The sequence below is a fragment of the Qipengyuania mesophila genome (genome assembly GCF_019711655.1).
Classification (GTDB): Bacteria; Pseudomonadota; Alphaproteobacteria; order Sphingomonadales; family Sphingomonadaceae; genus Qipengyuania; species Qipengyuania mesophila.
The window spans coordinates 27070-40381 of sequence record NZ_JAIGNU010000003.1 but is presented as its reverse complement, the minus strand read 5'-3'; the positions used below and the strand labels follow the sequence as shown (position 1 = coordinate 40381).

The 13312-nt window shown below is 65.0% G+C and carries 14 protein-coding genes; 8 read left to right on the top strand and 6 right to left on the bottom strand.

The window, feature by feature from the left end; genetic code table 11:
* Positions 1-4: 4 nt before the first annotated feature.
* Positions 5-463, top strand: coding sequence for a PepSY domain-containing protein (locus tag K3181_RS13105; protein WP_221603579.1), 459 nt, complete (start codon positions 5-7; stop codon positions 461-463).
* Between the two features lie 235 nt (positions 464-698).
* Here K3181_RS13105 and pgsA read toward each other — a convergent pair whose 3' ends face one another.
* The gene (pgsA, locus tag K3181_RS13100; protein ID WP_221603578.1) at positions 699-1292 is read right to left on the bottom strand and encodes a CDP-diacylglycerol--glycerol-3-phosphate 3-phosphatidyltransferase; all 594 of its coding nucleotides are present in this window, start codon (positions 1290-1292) and stop codon (positions 699-701) included.
* 114 nt (positions 1293-1406) lie between these two features.
* On the opposite strand from pgsA, the gene K3181_RS13095 reads away from it, so the two are divergent.
* Positions 1407-2744: an MFS transporter gene (locus tag K3181_RS13095; RefSeq protein WP_221603577.1), complete on the top strand. Its 1338-nt coding sequence runs from the start codon at positions 1407-1409 to the stop codon at positions 2742-2744.
* A gap of 3 nt (positions 2745-2747) precedes the next feature.
* On the opposite strand, the gene K3181_RS13090 is transcribed toward K3181_RS13095, so the two are convergent.
* The gene (locus tag K3181_RS13090) at positions 2748-2966 is read right to left on the bottom strand and encodes a hypothetical protein (RefSeq protein ID WP_221603576.1); all 219 of its coding nucleotides are present in this window, start codon (positions 2964-2966) and stop codon (positions 2748-2750) included.
* Between the two features lie 106 nt (positions 2967-3072).
* Here K3181_RS13090 and K3181_RS13085 point away from each other — a divergent pair, with 106 nt between their 5' ends.
* Complete coding sequence (locus tag K3181_RS13085) at positions 3073-4740, top strand: thiamine pyrophosphate-dependent enzyme (RefSeq protein ID WP_221603575.1); 1668 nt, start codon at positions 3073-3075, stop codon at positions 4738-4740.
* 72 nt (positions 4741-4812) lie between these two features.
* Here the strand turns inward: K3181_RS13085 and K3181_RS13080 are convergent, their stop codons facing one another.
* Complete coding sequence (locus K3181_RS13080) at positions 4813-4995, bottom strand: CsbD family protein (protein WP_221603574.1); 183 nt, start codon at positions 4993-4995, stop codon at positions 4813-4815.
* 116 nt (positions 4996-5111) lie between these two features.
* Positions 5112-5519, bottom strand: coding sequence for an EVE domain-containing protein (locus tag K3181_RS13075; protein ID WP_221603573.1), 408 nt, complete (start codon positions 5517-5519; stop codon positions 5112-5114).
* Between the two features lie 147 nt (positions 5520-5666).
* Between K3181_RS13075 and K3181_RS13070 the strand changes: the two genes are divergently transcribed.
* The 5 genes from K3181_RS13070 to K3181_RS13050 are packed head-to-tail and all read left to right on the top strand — an operon-like array spanning position 5667 to position 10954.
* The gene (locus tag K3181_RS13070; RefSeq protein WP_221603572.1) at positions 5667-7358 is read left to right on the top strand and encodes a putative bifunctional diguanylate cyclase/phosphodiesterase; all 1692 of its coding nucleotides are present in this window, start codon (positions 5667-5669) and stop codon (positions 7356-7358) included.
* Between the two features lie 47 nt (positions 7359-7405).
* The gene (dapF, locus tag K3181_RS13065) at positions 7406-8215 is read left to right on the top strand and encodes a diaminopimelate epimerase (protein ID WP_221603571.1); all 810 of its coding nucleotides are present in this window, start codon (positions 7406-7408) and stop codon (positions 8213-8215) included.
* Positions 8212-9384, top strand: coding sequence for a MiaB/RimO family radical SAM methylthiotransferase (locus tag K3181_RS13060; protein WP_221603570.1), 1173 nt, complete (start codon positions 8212-8214; stop codon positions 9382-9384). The genes dapF and K3181_RS13060 overlap by 4 nt, the downstream gene beginning before the upstream one ends.
* Positions 9381-10307, top strand: a complete 927-nt coding sequence (ftsY, locus tag K3181_RS13055) for a signal recognition particle-docking protein FtsY (protein ID WP_221603569.1) — start codon at positions 9381-9383, stop codon at positions 10305-10307. The genes K3181_RS13060 and ftsY overlap by 4 nt, the downstream gene beginning before the upstream one ends.
* Positions 10307-10954 (top strand): inner membrane-spanning protein YciB, encoded by a 648-nt coding sequence (locus tag K3181_RS13050; protein WP_221603568.1) that lies wholly within the window; start codon positions 10307-10309, stop codon positions 10952-10954. The genes ftsY and K3181_RS13050 overlap by 1 nt, the downstream gene beginning before the upstream one ends.
* A 25-nt stretch (positions 10955-10979) precedes the next feature.
* On the opposite strand, the gene K3181_RS13045 is transcribed toward K3181_RS13050, so the two are convergent.
* Both K3181_RS13045 and K3181_RS13040 read right to left on the bottom strand, forming a co-directional pair.
* Positions 10980-11327 (bottom strand): VOC family protein, encoded by a 348-nt coding sequence (locus K3181_RS13045; protein ID WP_221603567.1) that lies wholly within the window; start codon positions 11325-11327, stop codon positions 10980-10982.
* Positions 11328-11357: 30 nt separating this feature from the next.
* Complete coding sequence (locus K3181_RS13040) at positions 11358-13304, bottom strand: potassium transporter Kup (protein ID WP_221603566.1); 1947 nt, start codon at positions 13302-13304, stop codon at positions 11358-11360.
* Positions 13305-13312: the final 8 nt, after the last annotated feature.

The following is a 13312-nucleotide window of genomic DNA, read 5'->3' as shown; positions in this document are numbered from 1 at the left end:
GGTGATGGAACTGCGCAGTTCAGACGGCAGCACAAGCCTTCATGACCCATCTACTGGACGTGTCCTGTCGCCCCTTTCGCGTGCGACTGCAGAGGCGATTACCCTGCATGCCTGGTCAGGACCTAAGACTACCATCGAGGCGGCCACGCCGGTCGCGAAGCCTGTCGGCACTGAGTTCAACGGACCTTTCCCGGCATGGCAGGTTCAATTCGGCGATCCGGATGCAACGCGCCTCTATATCGATGCCTCCAATGGCGCCGTATTGGCTGCGAGAAGCGACACCTGGCGCTTCTTCGATTTCATCTGGGGGCTCCACATCATGGATTGGAACGAGAGGCATCGTATCAATAGCTGGTGGTTGCTGTTGTTCGGCATCGGAGGGACGATCATTGCTGTGTCCGGCTTCGTGCTTCTCGCCAATTGCTTTCCCAAACTACGTCGACCTCGCGCAAAACGGACGTAGCTCAGCCGGTTCGGTTCATTTCCTGAAACGCTGGTCCAAGGCCCGCTTTGCTTAGCAGACGGCCCGCAAACGGCCCCGACTCGGACATTTCCTACATCGGGCGCCTGCGCTAGACTCCGTGCGCTCTTTCTCGCCGTCGAACCAGCCCAACCGCGCCGCTCTCGCGCCCCCGCGTTTTTCCCGCTTGGACCGTGTAACACCCGGTCCATGTCTACGGACTGGCCGAGGGCGAATCCTAATCCATGTGCTTGAGCCCGACGCGCAAATAGTCCCAGCCCGTCACTACCGTCAGCACCGCCGCCGCCCATAGCGTGGTGAGGCCCACCGTGTGGGGGACATTGGCCTCGATCGCGCCGAACATGGTGGTCCAGTGCGGCAGCCCCTCGCCCAGGATGAGCGAGCCGAGCGCGACCATCTGGAAGGTCGTCTTCCACTTGGCGAGCTTGGACACCGGGACCGAGACCTGCAGCGGGCCGAGGAATTCGCGCAGGCCCGACACGGCGATCTCACGCATCAGGATGATCAGCCCGGCGATGACATGCGCATCGCCGACATAGGGGCCGGTCAGCACGCCCTGCGCCGCGAGCACCAGGATCACCGCGGCGACCATGATCTTGTCGGCGATCGGATCGAGGAAGATGCCGAGCTTCGACACCGTCCCGCTCGAGCGCGCGAGATAGCCGTCGAAATAGTCGGTGATGCCCATCAGGCAGTAGAGCACGAAGGCGAGCAGATAGCCCGCGTCCCATCCCGGCCACCACAGGAAATAGGCCAGCAGCGGGATCGCGAAAATGCGCGACAGCGTGAGGATGTTGGGCAAGGTCAGCATGCTGGCCGCATGCCTAGCGACAATCGCCCCGTCGCAAAAGCCGCCGATTGCCCTTGTCCGCCATGGCGATGGCATTAGACTCGGCCGCGAGAATGGGTTTCTGCCCGGGGGGTCATGCTTACATCGATGCACTTGCTGCGCACCAGGCGGTTCCTGCCGCTGTTCGTCACGCAGCTGTTCAACGCGTTCAACGACAATCTCTACAAGACCACCATGGTCCTGTTCGTGGTCTACGCGGTCTACAATGACGAGAGCACGGAGGCAGCGTTCAGCGGCCTCGCCTCGGGCCTGTTCATCCTGCCCTTCTTCATTCTCTCCGCGCTGGCGGGCCAGCTCGCCGACATGCGCGACAAGGCGAAGATCATCCGCATCATCAAGCTGTGCGAGATCGGGATCATGGCCATTGGCGCGGTGGGGCTGACGCTGGCATGGAAGGGCGTGGCCGTCCACGCCTTCGCGATCCCGCTGCTGCTCGCAGCGCTCTTCGCGATGGGGGTCCATTCGACCTTCTTCGGGCCGATCAAATACGCCATCCTGCCGCAGCATCTCGAGAAGGACGAGGTGCTCGCCGGCACCGGCTGGGTCGAGGCCGGGACCTATATCGCCATCCTCGCGGGCACGATCCTCGCCGGGCCGCTGGCGGTGCAGCACACCGGATGGGCCACCGTGGGCATCCTGGTGACCGCCTGCATCGGCTATCTCGTCAGCCGCCAGGTGCCGCCCGCGCCGCCGCTCGGCGGACCGGAAAAGCTCGACTGGCACATCCTGCGCGCTTCGGTGAAGCTGGTGCGCGACACGATGCACAATGCGGAGGTCTACTACGCCATCCTCGCGATCAGCTTCTTCTGGACCATCGGCGCGGTGCTGTTCATCCAGTTCCCGCCGCTGGCCAAGAACACGATCATGGCCAGCCCCGAGGTCGCGAGCCTGTTCCTGGTGGTTTTCTCGATCGGCGTGGCGATCGGCTCGGTGGCGGTCAACGCGTTGCTAAAGGGGCGCGTCTCGGCGCGCTATTCGCCGATTTCGGTGATCGTCATGGGGCTGTTCGTGGTCGCCTTCTACATGGTCGCCAAGCTGTGGGAGGCCGACCAGCCGGCCAGCCTGCTGAGCGTCAGCGAATTCATCGCCTGGCCGATGGCGGCGGTGCTGCTGCTGTGCCTGCTGGGCATTTCGGTATCGGGCGGCATGTTCGTCGTGCCGCTCTACGCCTTCCTCACCACGCGGGTCTCTCCGGACAAGGCCTCGCGCACGATCGCGGCGAACAATATCGTCAATTCGGGTGCCATGGTGGGCGGATCGCTGGCTGCGATGGCGCTGAGCGCGGCGGGCGTGCCGATCACCGAACAGCTGCTGCTCTGTGCCGCCATGTGCCTGTTCTCGGCCTGGCTCGCGCGCCGCCTGATCGTCGCCGAGAACGCCGCTGCGGATCTCGCCGCCGCCGCCGGGGCGTGAGCGCTAGATGATGAAGGCGAGAACCGCCGCCAGCGTCGCGAAATAGGTCGTCGCCACGCCGCGCACGTCGGCGGCGGTCAGGCGCCAGTCGAACGCCGCGCCCGCGGGCCAGTCCGCCGCCTTGGTCGCCGGAAGGTCTGCGAAAGCACTGCGGCGCTGGGGCAGGCTGGCGCGAAACCAGTGCCGGGCGGATTCGTTGGTCAGGACCAGGGCGCGTCTCATGACAGCCACGTTAACGCTTTTTTAACCTTTGGCTATCCTCACCCAAATGGCCTGTCCCCGATTGGGACGGATTGCACGACCCGTTCAGCCGGGCTAACCGCCGCTCATGACAGCGCCCGACACGCCCCAAGCCGCCCAACTCCTCGTCGACTGCCTGATCGAACAGGGCTGCGACCGTATCTTCACCGTTCCCGGCGAAAGCTTCCTGCAGGTGCTCGACGGCCTGGCGCAACAGGACACGATCGAGGTAGTGACCTGCCGGCAGGAAGGCGGCGTCGGCTTCATGGCCTGCGCCGACGGGGCGATGACCGGGCGGCCGGGCGTGGCTTTCGTCACCCGCGGGCCCGGCGCGACCAATGCCAGCATCGGCGTGCATGTCGCGATGCAGGATTCGCAGCCGATGATCCTCTTCGTCGGCGACGTCGACAGCGAGATGCGCGACCGCGAAGGTTTCCAGGAGGTCGACTTTGCCGCCTTCTTCGGCCCGATCGCCAAATGGGCCGCGCGGATCGATTCGGCCGACCGCATCCCCGAATATGTCGCACGCGCCTATGCCACCGCGATCTCGGGCCGCCCCGGCCCGGTCGTGCTCGCACTGCCCGAAGACATGCTCAGCCGTGCGACCGCCGCCATCCCGCGCCCGCGCGTCGAACGACCCGCGCAGGCGCCCTGCCCCGATGCGATGCAGGCGATGATGGCGCTGATCGCCGACGCCGCCGCGCCGATCGCGATCATCGGCGGCGCCGGATGGAACGCCAAGGCCCGCGCACATTTCCAGCTCTTCGCCGAACGGCTCGGCATCCCCGTCGCCACCGCCTTCCGGCGGCAGGACGCAATTGCAAGTTCAAGCAAGGTCTACGCCGGGAACCTGGGCTACGGCCCCAATTCCAAGCTGGTCGAGCGGGTAAAGCAGGCCGACCTGATCCTGGCGGTGGGCGCAAGGCTGGGGGAAGCGACCACCGACGGCTACACCGTCCCGCCGCTGTCCGCGCCCGAGCGCAAGCTGGTCCACATCCATCCCGACCCCGACGAACTCAACCGCGTCTACCCCGCCGATCTCGCGATCTGCGCGAGCATGGACGAGTTCGCCGAGAGCGCGGCGCTGTGGGACGATGACGAGGTTCTCGATTTCGATGCGGGTCAGGAAGCGCATGCCGAATGGCAGATCTGGGCCACCGCGCATCCCAACGGCCATGCGCTCGACATGGGGCAGGTCGTGCAATTCATGCGCGACACGCTGCCCGGCGACACGATCATCTGCAACGGCGCCGGCAATTTCTCCGGCTGGTGGCACCGCTACTGGCGTTATGAGGGCCATCCAACCCAGCTCGCCCCGACCTGCGGCGCGATGGGCTATGGCGTACCCGCGGCAGTCGCGGCGGCTCTGCGCCACCCGGAACGTACGGTAGTCGCGGTGGCCGGCGACGGCGATTTCCTGATGAACGGGCAGGAACTGGCGACCGCCGTCCAGCACGGTGCCGACCTGATCGTGATCGTGGTCGACAATTCCGCCTACGGGACGATCCGCATGCACCAGGAACGCGAATTCCCGGGCGAGGAGCGGGTCAGCGCGACCCGACTGGCCAATCCCGATTTCGCCGCGCTGGCTGCGGCTTTCGGCGGATGGTCGGCGCGGGCGGCGACCAACGAGCAATTCGAGGAAGCGCTGGTTGAGGCGCGGGACCGCAGCGGTCTGCGCCTGATCCACTGCACCATCGATATCGAGCAACTCGCCGCGAGCGGTGCCAGCGTCAGCGGGCTGCGCGACCGATAGCATTGCAAGAGAAAGGGCCGCCTCCTGCAAGAGAGACGGCCCTTCCTCGCTGTTGCCAGCGTCCTGCTGGCGTCAGATGTCGTTGCCGAGCGCACCTTCGATTTCGCCCTTGAGCTGCTGGGCTTCGCCCTTGCGCTCCTGGCGCTCGCCTTCGCGCTCGAGGCGCTCGTTGTCGGTCATGTCGCCGACCGCCTGCTTGGTGTTGCCAGCTGCTTCGTTGGCATTGCCTTTGATCTTTTCGGTCAGTTCGCCCATCGGACGTCTCCTCTTCTTGAACACGCAGATTATTGCGTGGTTACAGGGACATAACCGACCGCTGCGCGACTATGTTCCGGCGATAGCGATCAAGCGAGGGCGGCTTGCGACGAAGCTCAGATGCCCGCCATCGAGCAGATCAGCGACCACTCGTCGGGCTTGATCTCGGCCACCGACAGGCGCGACAGCTTGACCAGTTCGCAGTCGGCCAGCTTGGGTTCGGCCTTGATCTGCTTCAGCGTGACCGGATGCGGCACCTTGGTCTTGGGCTTGACCTTGACGGCCGCCCACTTGCCTTCGGGGTCGGTCGGGTCGGTGATCCCCGCTACGCTCACCTCACAGATCCCGACGATCTCGAGCCCCTCGCGCGAATGGTAGAAGAAGGCCTGGTCGCCAACCTCCATCGCGGCGAGATTGTTCTTCGCGCGGTGGTTGCGCACCCCGTCCCAGGTCCCCTCCCCTTCGGCGACGAGATCGTCCCAGCTGTATTTGAAGGGTTCGGATTTCATCAGCCAGTAACGCATCGGGGAACTTTCTCCGTCAAGCAGCCCAGGATGGTGCGCGCCTAGCCGCTACCCATCGCACTGACCACCCCAAGGGACCCGCAGTTAACCTGTTTTTAGGCGTCGCGGCCTAAGCCAAATGCGCAACGAGCAACCCAGGGGGCGGGATTGACCGCGAACAGTGCCAAGACCCACCGACGCCGAACCGACCGCCCGAACCGCAAGGTCGGGCGCCGCGAACGGGATATCACCACGCTGGGGATCGCCTTTGCCGCGATCATCCTGTTCGTGGGCACGGCCGGAGTCGTGCTGCCCAACCTCCTCAAGGCATGGAACGGCGAGGGTGCCTCGCCCGATGCCGCGCTCACCAATGCCCTGCTCCTCAACATCGCGCTGATCCTGCTCGGCTGGCATCGCTACAAGGCGCTGAGCGAGGAACTCGTCACGCGCCGTGCGTCGGAGGCCGAAGCGCGCCGACTGGCAGATATCGACCACCTGACCGGTTGCCACAACCGCCGCAGCTTCACCGCCGCGCTGGGCGATCTGCTGGTCGATCTCGAACGCCGCGAGCAGGCGCTGGCGGCGATTGCCGTCGACCTCGACAATTTCAAGCAGGTCAACGACTTGCACGGCCACCAGGCTGGCGATGAAGTGCTGCGCGTCACGTCTGCGCGGATCCAGCGCCTGCTGCCTGACGGCGGCATCCTGGCGCGGCTCGGCGGCGACGAATTCGTCTGCGTCGTGCCCTATCACCCGCAGGTCCCCGACCGGGTCGACCAGCTTGCCGCGCGGATGATCGAGCACGTCGCGCGTCCGGTCGAATATGCCGAGACGCCGGTCGATGTGACCATGTCGATCGGCATCGCCTCGAGCACGCAGATGGACGACATGCGCGACGGCACGGCCTCGGCGCAAAAGCTGATGCACAAGGCGGATATCGCCATGTATCACGCCAAGAAGCAGGGCAAGAACCGCTTCTACTGGTTCGAGCCGCAGATGGAGAACGAACTGCGCTTCCGCAACGAGCTCGAGGCGGGCATCCGTCGCGGCATCGCGGCGGGCGAGTTCCGCCCCTATTACGAACAGCAGATCGACATCGAAACCGGCGAACTCGTCGGCTTCGAAATGCTCGCCCGCTGGGAATCGCCCGAAATGGGCGTGGTCGGCCCCGACATCTTCATCCCCATCGCCGAAGAGATCGGCGTCATCAGCGAAATGAGCGAAGCCTTGATCGCTCAGGCTTTCGAGGATGCGAAGCAGTGGGATTCGGATCTCAGCCTGTCGGTGAATATCTCCCCGATCCAGATGCGCGACCCGTGGTTCGCCCAGAAGCTGCTCAAGCTGCTGGTACGCCACAACTTCCCGGCTAACCGGCTCGATATCGAGATCACCGAAAGCTGCCTGCACGAGAACGTCGGCATGGTCCGCACGATGATCAGCAGCCTGCGCAATCAGGGCGTTCGCGTCAGCCTCGACGATTTCGGGACCGGATATTCGAGCCTGTCGCAGCTGCGCAGCCTGCCCTTCGACCGCCTCAAGATCGATCGCGCCTTCATCGCGGAACTCAAGCAGGAAGAGCACGGCGCGAAGCTGGTCGATGCGATCCTCACGATGAGCGACGGCCTGAACCTGCCGGTGACCGCCGAAGGCATCGAGAACGAACTCGTGCTCGAAACGCTCAAGCGGATGGGCAAGATGAAGGGCCAGGGGTATCACTATGGCCGCCCCGAACCCGCCGAACTCGTGCTCGAACGCCTGGCTCGGCAGAACCTGCTGGCCAAGGACAAGCTCAACAACGTCACCGAGGTGGATTTCACCGCGCATGACAATCGCCACGGCGGGGGCAAGCGCGCCGGCTGACACAGCACTGGACGCTGCGCCGGCGAGTGCATAGATGCGGCGGCGCAATGCGCGTCGATTTCACCAAGATGCATGGATTGGGCAACGACTTCGTCGTGCTCGACGCGCGCGCGCGCGAATTGCCCGCGATCGATCAGGATATTGCCCGGGCTCTGGCCGACCGGCGCACCGGGATCGGCTGCGACCAGCTGATCGTGCTCGAGCCTAGCGATACCGCCGATTTCCGCATGCGGATCTTCAATCACGATGGTGGCGAAGTGGGCGCCTGCGGCAATGCCAGCCGCGCCGTCGCTCTCCTGCATGGTTCCCCCGCGGACGTCGAGACCGCGGGCGGCACGATCCGCGTCGAACCGGCGAACGACGGTGCCAGCGTCGACATGGGCGAGCCGCGCTTCGACTGGGACGCCATCCCCCTCGCCTACGGCATGGACACAGCCGCCATGCCGGTCGGCTGGGACGGGCTCGATCAGCCGGGCGCCGTCAATGTCGGCAATCCGCATGTCATCTTTTTCGTCCCCGACACCGATGCCGTGCCGCTCGAAACGTTGGGGCCGGAGATCGAGAACGACGCGCTCTTTCCCGAGCGCGTGAACGTGAATGTCGCCACGATCGAAAGCCGCACGCATATCCGCCTGCGCGTGTGGGAGCGCGGCGCCGGTCTGACGCGTGCTTGCGGCACCGGGGCCTGCGCCACCGCAGTGCATGCCATGCGTCGCGGACTGGTCGAGCGCGAGGTGCGCGTCACCCTGCCGGGCGGCGACCTCACCATCGGCTGGGGCGAAGACAACCGTATCACGATGACCGGCCCCGCGACCGAGAGCTATCGCGGTAGTTTCGACTGGAGCGATTTCGCGTGAGCGAGGCCCAGGTGATCTCGCTCGGCTGCCGGCTCAATATTTCCGAAAGCGAGCAGATCCGCGCCATGCTGGCGCAGGAGCGCGACCTCGTGGTGGTCAACAGCTGCGCGGTGACCAGCGAAGCCGTGCGCCAGACGCGTCAGGCGATCCGCCGCGCGCGCCGCGCCAATCCCGACGCGCGCCTGCTCGTGACCGGATGTGCCGCCGATATCGAGCGCGATCAGCTCGCCGCCATGCCCGAGGTCGACGGTCTCGTCGCCAATACCGCCAAGCTCGACGCACGCGCGTGGAACGTGCCTGCAGCGGTTCCGGCTCCCCAGAACCGCACGCGCGCCTTCATCGCGGTGCAGAACGGCTGCGACCATGCCTGCACCTTCTGCGTCATCCCGCAGGGACGCGGCCGCAGCCGCTCGCAATCGGTTCGCAAGGTGCTCGCCGAAGTCGAACGCCATCTCGACCATGGCGCACCCGAAGTGGTGCTGACGGGGGTCGATGTGACCTCCTGGGGTCACGATCTGCCCGGCAGGCCGCCGCTGGGCGAGCTGGTGCACGCCGTGCTCCAGACCTTTCCGCAGCTCCGGCGCCTGCGGATGTCCTCGCTCGACGGGATCGAGATCGACCCGCTCCTGTTCGAGCTCTTCGCGCACGAAGAGCGGCTTATGCCGCACCTCCATCTCTCGCTTCAGCATGGCCACGACCTCATTCTGAAGCGCATGAGGCGACGGCACCTTCGGCGCGATGCGGAAGATCTCGTAGCGCGTCTCGTAGACCTTCGCCCCGATCTGGCAGTTGGAGCGGACCTGATCGCCGGTTTCCCCACCGAAACCGAAGAGCACCACGCGGCCAACCTTGCGATCATCCGCGAGATCAACATCGTTCACGGTCACATCTTCCCCTATTCGCCCCGCCCCGGCACGCCCGCCACTCGGATGCCACAGGTCGAGCGCGAGACGGTCAAACGGCGCGCCGCCGAACTGCGCGAAGCCGCCCGGAAAACGCGCGACGAGTGGCTGGCGTCGCTCGTCGATAAGCCGCACAGCGTCCTCGCCGAGCGCGACGGGACGGGCTACACGCCGCACTTCGCCCGCATCGCCGTGCCCCAGGGCACGCCGGCGGGGACCATCGTCTCCCTGACGCCGACCGCATTCGAGAATGGCCTTCTGCAATGAGTGACACGCAAAGCTGGACCGACCGGCTGTTCGGAGGGTTTCGCAAGACCTCCGAGAAACTGACCAGCAATCTCACCGAAGTGGTCGGGACCGCCAAGCTCGACGATGCGACGCTCGACGATGTCGAGGACGCTCTGATCCTGTCGGACCTCGGCCCGCGTGCGGCCGCGCGCATTCGCGAGAAGCTGCGCGACAAGCGCTTCGGGCTCGAGATCACCGAGCGCGAACTCAAGGAAGCCGTGGCCGAGGAAATCGCCGCGATTCTGCGCCCGGTGGCCAAGCCACTCGAGATCACCGCCTTCCCGCGCCCGCAGGTGCTGCTGGTGATCGGGGTCAACGGCAGCGGCAAGACCACTACGATCGCCAAGCTCGCGCACCTCTTCCAGGAAGACGATTACGCGGTCATGCTGGCGGCGGGCGACACCTTCCGCGCCGCGGCGATCGGCCAGCTGCAGACCTGGGCCGACCGCGTGGGCGTGCCGATTGTGCGCGGCCCCGAGGGCGGCGACCCGGCAAGTATCGTCTTCGACGCGGTCAAGCAGGCGACCGAGATCGGCACCGACGTGCTGATCGTCGACACCGCCGGACGCCTGCAGAACAAGCGCGAACTGATGGACGAGCTGGCCAAGATCCGGAAAGTCCTCGGCCGCCTAAATCCCGAGGCGCCGCACGACGTGGTGCTGGTGCTCGATGCCACCAACGGCCAGAACGCGCTCGCCCAGATCGATGTGTTCAAGGAAGTCGCCGGCGTCACCGGGCTCGTGATGACCAAGCTCGACGGCACGGCGCGCGGCGGTGTGCTGGTGCAGGCGGCCGAACAATACGGCCTGCCGATCCACGCGATCGGCGTGGGCGAAAAGATCGACGACCTCCGTCCCTTCGACCCCGACCTCGTCGCACGCGTGATTGCGGGGGTGGCGTAATGAGCAACGATACCAAGCCGAAATCCAAATCGGGTTGGCTCAACATCCTCGTCGACTATGGCCCGCTGCTGGTCTTCCTCGGCGTCTACAAGTTCTACCAGCCGCCCGAGACCTCGACCTTCGGCGAGATCGCCGCGGTGATCTACGGCACGATCGCGTTCATGATTGCGGCCGTCGCTGCGCTCGTCTTCAGCAAGGTCAAGTTTGGCCATGTCAGCCCGATGCTGATCCTCTCGACCGCACTGATCGTTGGCTTCGGCGGGCTGACGATCTGGTTGCAGGACGAGCGCTTCATCCAGATCAAGCCGACCGCGATCTACCTGCTGTTCGGCACGCTGCTTCTGGGCGGCTGGCTGCGCGGCAAGGCGCTGCTTCAGGTACTGCTCGAGGCGGCCTTCGAAGGCGTCGACCAGGACGGCTGGCTGAAGCTGTCGCGCAATTGGGGCCTGTTCTTCTTCGCGCTGGCCGCGCTCAACGAGGTTCTGCGCGCGCAGCTCGGCTTCGAGGACTGGTTGTGGGCCAAGCTCTGGGTGTTCATGCCGCTGAGCTTCCTCTTTACCTTCACCCAGATCCCCATGCTGCTACGGCATGGCTTGGCGCTCGATGACCGGGACGAGGTGGTGAAGGACGAACCGCCGACTGCGTGAGGGCTGTGCGCCGAATTTGCTCGGCTTAACTATCGACGACATTCACGAGATTGCCCGCTGGATCGCGGAAGAAAAAGCGTCGAAGGCCCCAGCTTTCACGCACGGGCCCGTAAACCACCTCCGCACCTTCAGCGATGACCGCAGCATGGGTCGCGTCGAGATCGTCGACACCGATCGATATCACCGGAAGCTCTGTGTCGGAGCCGCCCTGCGAGGCAGTGTGCAATTCGATTGTCTGCGTCGCATCGCTCGTTAGAAAAGCGATCCAGCCCATGTCGTGGGGAATTTCGAGCCCGAATGCCCGCCCATAGAATTGGGCAAGGGCCACCGGTTCATCGGTCAGAAGATTGGCGACAATGCGTGTGACAGCCATGAAACGCAGCCTCCAACGATCTAACCGACCCTAAATCTCCACCTGGCTCCCCAGCTCGACCACGCGATTGGTGGGCAGGCGGAAGAAATCCATCGCGGTCGCCGCATTGCGCAGCATCCACGAGAAGATCTTCTCGCGCCAGATCGGCATGCCGGGCTTGTCGCTCGCGAGCAACGTCTGTCGGCTGAGGAAGAAGCTCGTGTGCATCATGTCGAAGTCACCGCCACAGCGCGACATCTGCTTGAGTCCCAGCGGCACGTTGGTCTCCTCCATGAAACCGTAGTGCAGCACGGCGCGGTAGAAGCCATCGCCGAGATCGTGGATCTCGCAGCGCTTGTCGCCATCGACATAGGGCGCATCGGCGATCAGCACGGTCAGGATCACCACGCGTTCGTGCAGCACCTTGTTGTGCTTGATGTTGTGCAGCAGGGCGGAGGGCACGCCGGCGGTCTGGCTGGCCATGAAGATCGCGGTGCCCGGAACGCGGGTGGCCGAATTCTTGGCGCTCTTGGCGAAGATCTCGATCGGCAGCGCGGTCTCGCTCATGCGGTCGCGCATGAGCTTGCGCCCGCGCGCCCAGGTCGTGAGCAGGGTGAAGGCGATCAGGCCGATCAGCAGCGGGAACCAGCCACCGTCGGGCACCTTGACCAGATTGGCCGCGAAATAGGCGCCATCGACGATGAGGAAGAACAGCACTACCGGAAGCGCGAGGAACCACTTCCATTTCCACACGCCGACGAACAGCACGCCCATCAGCAGCGTGTCGATCGTGACCGCGCCGGTCACCGCAATGCCGTAGGCGGCGGCGAGGCTGGAGGAATTCTGGAAGGTCAGCACCAGCAGGATCACCGCGCACATCAGCGCCCAGTTGACCACCGGGATGTAGATCTGACCCGCTTCCGTTTCGCTGGTGTGGCTGATCGTCAGGCGCGGCATGAAGCCAAGCTGCATCGCCTGGTGGGTGATGCTGAACGCGCCCGAGATCACCGCTTGGCTGGCGATGAAGGTCGCTAGCGTGGCGAGAATCACCAGAGGCAGGCGGAATTCCTCGGAAGCGAGCAGGAAGAAGGGATTGCGCACCACTTCGGCCGCTTGTTCGGCCGGCAGCCCGGCGATCATCGCGCCCTGGCCGAAGTAGTTGAGCAGCAGGCACGGCATGACGAAGCCGAACCACGACAGGCGCATCGGCCCGCGTCCGAAATGGCCCATGTCCGAATAGAGCGCTTCGGAACCGGTCACCGCGAGGACCACGGCACCGAGCGCGAAGAAGGCGATCGCGCCGTCGGTGATGAAGAACTGGACGGCGTACCAGGGGTTGAGCGCCCACAGGATATCGGGATTGTGCGCGATCTGGTTTAGCCCGAGCCCGGCGATGGTGGTGAAATAGACGATCATCACCGGGGCGAAGAGCGCCCCGACCTTGGCCGTACCGCGGCTCTGGAGGAAGAACAGGAAGATCAGCAGGACAAGCGCAATCGGAATCACCAGCGGATCCAGCCCCGGATTGACCACGGTCAGACCCTCGACTGCCGACAACACGGAGATGGCTGGCGTGATCATGCTGTCGCCGTAGAACAGCGAGGTCGCGAAGACCCCGAGCAGCACCACCAGCCAGCCGTAGCTCGAACGGCCGATGTGGCGGCTGAGTAGCGCCACCAGCGCTAGGCTGCCGCCCTGCCCCTTGTTGTCGGCGCGCATCAGGATGGTGACATATTGCAGCGCCACCACGATCAGCATTGACCAGAAAATCAAACTGACCACGCCCAGCACGTGCATCCGGTCGATCGCGATGCTCGCGGTCCCGGCGAAGGTTTCGCGGAAGGCGTAGAGCGGGCTGGTACCGATATCGCCGAAAACGATGCCGATGGCTCCGACAGCGAGCGCGGTACGCGACCCGCTGTTGCCGTGGCCGCCATGCGAATCCGCTGGCGGAATGCCGTCGTTGAGCGGGGGCGGCGCAGGTTGGGTATCAGTCATGCGGGATG

Excerpts from the sequence above, each read along its gene's own strand:
- K3181_RS13090 (WP_221603576.1), bottom strand. The coding sequence starts at position 2,966 with ATGAGACGCGCCCTGGTCCTGACCAACGAATCCGCCCGGCACTGGTTT.
- K3181_RS13075 (WP_221603573.1), bottom strand. The coding sequence starts at position 5,519 with ATGCGTTACTGGCTGATGAAATCCGAACCCTTCAAATACAGCTGGGAC.
- ftsY (WP_221603569.1), top strand. The coding sequence starts at position 9,381 with ATGAGTGACACGCAAAGCTGGACCGACCGGCTGTTCGGAGGGTTTCGC.
- K3181_RS13105 (WP_221603579.1), top strand. The coding sequence starts at position 5 with ATGGAACTGCGCAGTTCAGACGGCAGCACAAGCCTTCATGACCCATCT.
- dapF (WP_221603571.1), top strand. The coding sequence starts at position 7,406 with ATGCGCGTCGATTTCACCAAGATGCATGGATTGGGCAACGACTTCGTC.
- K3181_RS13085 (WP_221603575.1), top strand. The coding sequence starts at position 3,073 with ATGACAGCGCCCGACACGCCCCAAGCCGCCCAACTCCTCGTCGACTGC.
- K3181_RS13045 (WP_221603567.1), bottom strand. The coding sequence starts at position 11,327 with ATGGCTGTCACACGCATTGTCGCCAATCTTCTGACCGATGAACCGGTG.
- K3181_RS13095 (WP_221603577.1), top strand. The coding sequence starts at position 1,407 with ATGCTTACATCGATGCACTTGCTGCGCACCAGGCGGTTCCTGCCGCTG.
- pgsA (WP_221603578.1), bottom strand. The coding sequence starts at position 1,292 with ATGCTGACCTTGCCCAACATCCTCACGCTGTCGCGCATTTTCGCGATC.
- K3181_RS13080 (WP_221603574.1), bottom strand. The coding sequence starts at position 4,995 with ATGGGCGAACTGACCGAAAAGATCAAAGGCAATGCCAACGAAGCAGCT.
- K3181_RS13040 (WP_221603566.1), bottom strand. The coding sequence starts at position 13,304 with ATGACTGATACCCAACCTGCGCCGCCCCCGCTCAACGACGGCATTCCG.
- K3181_RS13050 (WP_221603568.1), top strand. The coding sequence starts at position 10,307 with ATGAGCAACGATACCAAGCCGAAATCCAAATCGGGTTGGCTCAACATC.